6 protein-coding genes are annotated in these 6,575 nt (G+C 44.3%); 4 read left to right on the forward strand and 2 right to left on the reverse strand.

All coding sequences use genetic code 11. From position 1 onward, the window contains the following. Positions 1–18 precede the first annotated feature (18 nt). The 3 genes from JHD69_RS08310 to JHD69_RS08320 all read left to right on the forward strand — a co-directional run bounded on the left by JHD69_RS08310 (position 19) and on the right by JHD69_RS08320 (position 4,191). Positions 19–1,197, forward strand: coding sequence for a hypothetical protein (locus JHD69_RS08310; protein ID WP_199139239.1), 1,179 nt, complete (start codon positions 19–21; stop codon positions 1,195–1,197). A 55-nt stretch (positions 1,198–1,252) separates the two neighbouring features. Continuing rightward, positions 1,253–2,089 carry an alpha/beta fold hydrolase gene (locus JHD69_RS08315; protein WP_199139241.1) on the forward strand — a complete coding sequence of 279 codons (837 nt, stop codon included), beginning with the start codon at positions 1,253–1,255 and terminating at the stop codon, positions 2,087–2,089. 245 nt (positions 2,090–2,334) lie between these two features. Then, a complete protein-coding gene (locus tag JHD69_RS08320) occupies positions 2,335–4,191 on the forward strand; it encodes a DEAD/DEAH box helicase (RefSeq protein WP_199139243.1) in 1,857 nt (618 codons plus the stop codon). Positions 4,192–4,248: 57 nt separating this feature from the next. On the opposite strand, the gene JHD69_RS08325 is transcribed toward JHD69_RS08320, so the two are convergent. After that, entirely contained in the window at positions 4,249–4,596 is a 348-nt protein-coding gene (locus tag JHD69_RS08325) for a hypothetical protein (RefSeq protein ID WP_199139245.1), read from the reverse strand. 136 nt (positions 4,597–4,732) lie between these two features. Here JHD69_RS08325 and JHD69_RS08330 point away from each other — a divergent pair, with 136 nt between their 5' ends. Next, positions 4,733–5,818: an alkaline phosphatase family protein gene (locus tag JHD69_RS08330; protein WP_199139247.1), complete on the forward strand. Its 1,086-nt coding sequence runs from the start codon at positions 4,733–4,735 to the stop codon at positions 5,816–5,818. Positions 5,819–6,050: 232 nt separating this feature from the next. Here JHD69_RS08330 and JHD69_RS08335 read toward each other — a convergent pair whose 3' ends face one another. Further along, the gene (locus JHD69_RS08335) at positions 6,051–6,254 is read right to left on the reverse strand and encodes a hypothetical protein (protein ID WP_199139249.1); all 204 of its coding nucleotides are present in this window, start codon (positions 6,252–6,254) and stop codon (positions 6,051–6,053) included. Between the last annotated feature and the right edge of the window lie 321 nt (positions 6,255–6,575).

Here is a 6,575-nt window from a genome sequence, read left to right on the forward strand (position 1 = left end):
CTTTCAAGCCCCTATTCCATGAAATCAGGATTTATCATGTTGCTGGCACTTTTGTTGGCCTTTGGACCATTAATGGCACAGGATAGTCTCATTACGGCCATGGCCAAAAAGAACAGCTATACTTTTGGGCCGAAGCAGACCAGCTTTAACGGCGAAGGCTGGAATAAAATACTGGACGCCGCACAAAAAAGCGCTGCCGTACTTATTGGCGAAGACCACTTTACCAATGAAATCCCCTATTTTACTTCGGCATTGGTTTCGCAGGTCAAATTCGATAATTTCTTTGGCGAAATAGATCCCTATTCGGCTAAAATTCTGCAACAAAAAATCAAGACCCTTGCTGCTCCGGCATTTAAAAGCTATGTAGCCGACTATGGCAATACCTTTTCTTTTTATGCATTTGAACCCGAGTTGGCCTTATTGCAAAAGCTGGTTAAGCAAGGCGTACAGCTGAATGGCACCGATCAGATTTTGTTGGTTGGAGACCGATTGGTTTGCAGCGAATTGAAAAAAACCACTTCAAATAAAAGGGCTAAAGAAATTTATCGCACCATCGAGATCAATTCAAAAAATCATTTCGATGCCTTTTTAAAAGACCAAAGCAAGCCTTTTTATTTGTATACGCCCGATTTCGACAAAAACATGAACGAGCTCACTTCCTTGCCATTAAGCAAGCAGGAAAAGCAAATGATAGAAATGCTCAAACTCACGGCAAAAATCTATAAATCGGGCAGTCACCATTTACGGGTTCAATTGATGAAGAACCAACTGATGGCCACTTACGGCAAATGGTACAATAAAAAAAATCTTTTCAAGTATGGCGCCAACCATGTAGCCAAAGGCGAGAGTTTGCTCGAAATATTCGATACGGGCAACTTGGTTAACAACATTGCCGACAGCCAATTCGGCAAGTCGCTGCACCTCATGATTATTGGCAAAAGCGGCACGCAGGCCTCTCCTTTCAAAGGCTTTCCGGCCGAGGCTATAGACGAAAACAGCGGCACCCTTAAACTGCTTCAGCCCTTTTTTAAAGCAACCGAGGGCGAGCAATGGCATTGTTTTGATATGCATCCTTTGCAAGAAGCGCTCGAAAATGGCAAACTGGGCATCGCCAGCACCAAATTGGCCCGAATAATAAAAGGATATGATTTCCTGATAGTTATACCCAAGGTTTCTGCATCGCAGTTTCCGAAATAAATCTTTTCGCTCCATAACCCTGTATCTTTTAAACTTAGCCATGCATCTCTTCAATATGCCATACAAATTTGTTGTTGTTATCCTGTTTTTATGCCTATCGTTCGCTGTCCGTTTTTCGTTTGCGCAAACCCAAACCTTCAATGCTGTAAAAATCGATAGCCTAACCGCCGCACAGGCCAAAGCCATATTGAACCAACTTCCAACCGGTCAATTTCAGAAGCGAGTTGACCAACAAAAGGCGAAGGCACTGCCCTATCGGTTGCTTTTGCCTAAAAATTACAACAAAAACAAGAAATATCCTTTGGTCATCTCTTTCCATAACTCTACACGAATTGGCAACGACAATGAAAAGCAGCTAGAGCCATTGGCGAGGATTTGGCTTAGGGATGAGATTCAGGAAAAATATCCATGCTTTGTTTTAGCGCCACAGTTCAATGCGCGCTCATCAAGCTACGTTCCAAATCAAGGTGGCGTTTTAGAGTCCAAACCTTCTGACGATATCAGACTCGTTTTGAACCTCCTGAAACAACTTGAGCGGGAGTTCGGCACGATTGATCAAAGCAGGATCTATTTGGTTGGCTATTCGATGGGTGCTTCAACTGCGCAAAACCTGCTGAGTTTGGCTCCTGAAAAGTTTGCGGCCCTGGTTTCAATCGCGGCTGTGCCCGATTTTTCTAACCTTAAGGCCATGAGCCGTAAAGACATCTTATTGATCCACGGCCAAAAAGACAACGAAAACCCTTATCAGGGAAGTGTTGAACTGTTTAACAAACTCAAAGGCAACCAAAAAGCAACATTCATCACCTTTACTGAACTTGACCATAACAACATCCATATCCCTTTCCTCTTATCGGCGCAAATACCCCAATGGCTGTTTGGTAAACACCTATAGTCTTTTTTATCTTGCCAACAGTTGTGGCTGGTTATGCGGTGCCGGCCGAATGGATTTATACAAAAAAGAAGGCAACGAATGAAAACCCGTAAAACCTACTGCAACTGGATTAGTTAATAGCAGCTACTAACCTACTCAAAGTCAACCCATTTGCCACAGGGGCACTTTCAAAAACTATTTCCCTGAAAATCTGTGAAATACGAAATATTAACCGTACCTTTGCCGCTTAATTAAAAAATGTTATAATGATAAACCCATTTAGTAAATTGGGGATAAGTGATGACGTTGTTAATGCCGTAAAAGAGCTAGGTTTCGAAAATCCTACGCCTATTCAGGAGCAATCCATTCCTGTACTGTTAGAAGGTAGTAACGACTTTGTTGGTTTGGCCCAAACAGGAACAGGAAAAACAGCCGCATTCGGATTGCCGCTGTTAGAATTGATAGACTTTAAGAGCAATAAGCCACAGGCACTCATTTTGTGCCCTACCCGTGAGCTTTGTCTGCAGATTGCAAACGACATCAAGAATTTCTCAAAAAACACGCCTAATGCACACGTAGTTGCCGTTTACGGTGGTGCGAACATTATGCAACAACTACGCGAGATACGCAATGGCGTACAAATCGTAGTGGCCACGCCCGGCCGTATGTTAGACATCATTGGCCGTAAAGCCATCGATTTCTCTAACGTGAAATATGTAGTATTAGATGAAGCCGACGAAATGTTGAACATGGGCTTCCAAGAAGACATCAACGATATCTTATCTACTACTCCAGACGACAAAAAAACATGGTTATTTTCTGCTACCATGCCTGCAGAAGTTCGCCGTATAGCCAAAAACTATATGGAAAACCCTGTAGAATTGACCATGGGCACCAAAAATACTGGCAACGTTAACATCGACCACGAATATTATGTGGTGCGTGCCAGAGACAAATATGCCGCCTTGAAGCGCATTGTAGATTTTAACCCGGAAATTTTCGCCGTGGTTTTCTGCAAAACCAAAATGGATACGCAGGAAGTGGCAGATCATTTGATCAAAGATGGCTATAACGCTGATTCTTTGCATGGCGACCTTTCGCAGCAACAACGAGACAAGGTAATGCAGCGTTTCCGCGAAAGACACATGCAATTGTTGATCGCTACAGACGTAGCCGCCCGTGGTATCGACGTCAACAACGTTACCCACGTAATCAACTACGCCTTACCTGACGAAATTGAAAGCTACACCCACCGTAGCGGCCGTACCGGTCGTGCAGGCAAAACCGGTGTTTCTATCTGTATCGTCAACTCGAAAGAGATTGGCAAAATCCGTCAGATCGAAAGAATCATTGGCAAGCAGTTTACCAAAGCCGAATTGCCAACAGGTTTCGACGTATGCGAAAAACAATTGTTTGCCTTGGTACACAAGGTGCACAACGTAGAAGTAAACACCGACCAGATCGACCAGTACATTCCACGCATCATGGACGAATTTGCCGAATTGAGCAAAGAAGAAGTGATCAAACGTTTTGCATCGTTAGAATTTAACCGTTTCTTAGAATACTACAAAAACGCGCCAGACTTGAACGCAAGTACCGAAGAGCGTGGCGACAGAGGCGATCGTGGCCCAAGAAACTTCGGCAACAGCGATTACACCCGTTTGTTCATCAACGTAGGTTCGGTTGACGATTTTACCAGGGGCGATTTGTTGGGTTTTGTATGTAACAATGGCAAAATCAGTGGCAAAGCAGTTGGCAAAATCGACTTGAAAGGTGTTTTCTCTTTCATTGAGGTAGAAAACGATTCGGTTGAGTCATTGTTCAACAACTTTAAAGATGTTCAATACAATGGCCGTGAAGTAAGGTTGGAAAAAACTTCGGAAGAAGCCCGTAGCGAAAAACGCAGCTTTGGCGGTGGCAGTGGCCGTCGCGATCGTGGTGGCTATGGTGGTGGCGACAGAAGAAGCGGTTCAGGCCGTCGCGAAGGCGGAAGCTCCAATGGTGGCGGCGGCTTCAGGGATTTCTCTGGCCGCAGCCGTGAAGACAGGGGTGGTTACGGTGCAAACCGTGGCGATCGTCGCGATAGCCGTGGCGATAGAGGCGGAAGCAAACGCAGGTCGTAGACCCAAGTCCATAAAAAACAAAAACCCGATCATTCAGTTGACCGGGTTTTTTTATGCTTAATTTTCTTTTGGCCTGTCTTTAATTTGGCTAGCCTTTAAGTAAACTTTTGCACCCTTTTTGTTTACATAATATTTCTTGTTCTTCCCATCAATGTAAACGTTAGAACCATCGGGTGCCATTTTGCCTTTGTAAGTCTCGTCGGCCACCTTAGAAGCGCCTTTAACCGCTACCTCGGCCGTTTTGTTGCCTACACTTTTTGCGCCTTTCTCAACGGCATTACCGGTTTTACTCAACGCTTTGCCTACTTTGGTTTTCTTTTCCTGCTTTTCTTGCGCTACGGCGGTAAAAGTAACCGAAGCAATCATTGCCATGGCTGCTAGGCCAATTAAATACTTTCTTTTCATGATACGTTATTTTAACTAGAAACAAGACAAGGGCGGCTTTGTTTTGAAAATCAGGCAACTTAACCTCCCTGAATCTAAAAATTAATTTAAAATTTATAATAAAAGTTTAATTTTACTAAACAAAACATTTACGCGTATGAAACTGAAATTAACCTTGCTATTCGCCTGTATGGCACTGGGCGTATTTGCCCAAACTACCAAAACAAAAAACATTGTCTTCATTTCTGTTGATGGCTATCGCTGGCAGGAATTGTTCAACGGTGCAGATTCTTCGCTCATGAAGCTCAAAAAGTATCGTCAACAAGATTCAAGCGCTGTTTTCAAAAAATATTGGGCCAATACTGCTGCCGAAAGAAGAAATTTACTGATGCCGTTTTTTTGGGGCACCTTAGCCAAACAAGGTCAACTTTATGGCAACCGCGCCTTGGGCAACAAGGTAAACGTGAGGAATCCTTATTGGTTCAGCTATCCAGGTCGCAGCGAAACCATAACCGGTTATGCCGATCCGAAAGTAAACAGCAACAGCTATCCGAATAATCCTAATGAGAACATTTTGGAGTTTGTAAACCAGCAAAAAGGCTACCAAGGCAAAGTGGTTACTTTTGCTGGCTGGGCACCGGTGGCCCAGATCGTTAACCGCGACCGGAACAAGATGCCCTTGATCAATCCCTACGAAAAAGTAAGCGGAACCAAACTTACCGAAGCCCAACAGCTAGCCAACGAACTACAGGATTACCTGCCAGCCTATTTTGGCAAGGAAGTACGTTGGGACGCCAATACCTATGCCATTGCCAAAACTTATATTGCCGCCAACCACCCGAAAATGGTGTATATCGATTTTGCAGACCCAGACGATTTTGGACACGCCGGGCAATACGATTTTTACCTCGATTGCGCCAGTTACATTGATGCCATGATTGGCAATTTATGGAAAGCCATGCAGGCCGATCCTTTCTACAGAGACAATACCACCTTTGTAATCTGCCCAGACCATGGCCGTGGCACCAATGGCAAGTGGGTATCACATGGCACCTCGGCACCTGGCTCTAACGAAACCTGGCTTGCCGTAATTGGTCCAGATACACCAGCTGGCGGAGAAATGAAAAGCGATGGACAAATTTACCAAGATCAAATTGCGCAAACCATGGCCAAATTGCTAGGTCTTACGTTTACCGCCAACCACACTATCGGGCAGTTTATCCCTACCGTGTTTAAGCAATAAGCCAGGGCTCCGTCTTTGCGATATGTTTACTAAATTTAGTGACTTCGCAGGTGCGCGGTGGCTGATCATATTGCTTACGCTAAGTTTGCCTGCACGATTGATAAAAAGCATTGTAGGCTTCTTCCAGGACAGCAGAATCCTGCTGTCCTGTATAATCTATGAGGTAAACATTGGCTTTAGGCTTAAAATCTGCCAAAACTCGAGGAGCACCACTGCCAAAACCACCTGAATGTTAAACTCTTTTCAGTACTCTTCGGCAAAGAAAGTGCATCATTGGGCCATCGTTAAAGCTGAAGTGGTTCATCACCAACAAGGTGGCCACTTCGGTTTTGATAGGCGCATCCAGAAAAATGATTTTCGAAAACTTAGACAGCAAGCACTTTTCTACCACCAGCATCAGCTCATGAACCAATCGGATGGGTTTATCATTAATCATTAAGCTGTTTAGCCAAATACTTGTTCATTTCTGCGTTTACCAATTCATGTCCGTCATCAAAAACATGAATGTTCGGAACAGCAAGCAAAGTACTGAACCGTTCGCCAATTTTGCTCGGGAAAAGCTTGTCTTTTTTGCCAAAATAAAAATGGCAATCGATGTTGTGCGTATTGATTGCTTGGGCAATGCGTTTGCGACTAAACTTGAGCTGTGCGTAATCTGTCTCTTATACACATCTCCGAGCCCACGAGACAGTACTCATGATCTCGTATGCCGTCTTATGCTTGAAAAGACTGGGGGGGGGGGGGGGGGGGGGGGGGG

Source organism: Pedobacter sp. ASV12 (assembly GCF_016429155.1).
Classification (GTDB): domain Bacteria; phylum Bacteroidota; class Bacteroidia; order Sphingobacteriales; family Sphingobacteriaceae; genus Pedobacter.